2 protein-coding genes and 1 tRNA gene are annotated in these 782 nt (G+C 65.0%); all 3 read right to left on the bottom strand.

Annotation, left to right across the window (positions count from 1 at the left end; translation table 11 throughout):
- The coding region (locus EYW49_RS22890) for a transposase (protein ID WP_131312049.1) at positions 1-184 on the bottom strand (184 nt) is incomplete at its 3' end.
- 95 nt (positions 185-279) lie between these two features.
- Complete coding sequence (locus tag EYW49_RS23770) at positions 280-369, bottom strand: hypothetical protein (protein WP_407695501.1); 90 nt, start codon at positions 367-369, stop codon at positions 280-282.
- A 226-nt stretch (positions 370-595) separates the two neighbouring features.
- Positions 596-672 (bottom strand) — tRNA-Met (locus tag EYW49_RS22880).
- Positions 673-782 lie beyond the last annotated feature (110 nt).

Here is a 782-nt window from a genome sequence, read left to right as displayed (position 1 = left end):
CGTCTTCCAGCGCCCGCAGGCGCTTGGCCTCAGAGACGTCCATGCCGCCGAACTTGGCCTTCCACTTGTAGATGCTCGCATCGCTGACGCCGTGTTTGCGGCACAGGTCCGAGACCGCAACGCCGGCCTCGTGCTCCTTCAGGATGCCGATGATCTGCTCTTCGGTAAAACGGCTTCGTCTCATGCTCTGGTCCTTGAGTTGGGCCAAAGCGAACTTCAAACTGGATTAGGCACGAGGGGCAACGTCAATGCCGATCAGAGTCCTGTATCCGCTCATCGTCAGAATCCCACCAGATCGCCACCCTCGCGGCCGAGTATCTGCCGCGCCTCGTCGGGCGTGGCGATCGCCAGCGACAGCTCCTCGAACACGTGCCGGATCTCGGCGACCTGCTCGGCATTGCGGCCGCGCCAGCCTGCCTTTGCCGAGATCGAGGCCGTCCTCCAGCCCGACCCGGACGTGGCCGCCCATCAGAGCGCCGATCGTGCACGGGCGCAACGGGTGGCGACCGGCGGCGGCGGCGTCGGAGCTTCCGCCCCGAGCGACGGTCCAGATACGACAAACCCTCCGCTTGTTGGGCGGAGGGTTTTTGGTCTGTGGTTGCGGGGGCCAGATTTGAACTGACGACCTTCAGGTTATGAGCCTGACGAGCTACCGGGCTGCTCCACCCCGCGGAAGGGTGTCGGACGGTCCCGCTTCGGCCGGAGGCTTCCGCGAGAGGGTCCAGATGCGATGAAAGCCCGAGGTTCCGGTGAACTCGGGCTTTTCGTCTCGTCGACGAGGG

Source organism: Siculibacillus lacustris (genome assembly GCF_004328075.1).
In the GTDB taxonomy this organism is placed as follows: domain Bacteria; phylum Pseudomonadota; class Alphaproteobacteria; order Rhizobiales; family Ancalomicrobiaceae; genus Siculibacillus; species Siculibacillus lacustris.
Note: the sequence above shows the minus strand (reverse complement) of the source record. Positions and strands in the feature narration are given on the sequence as shown.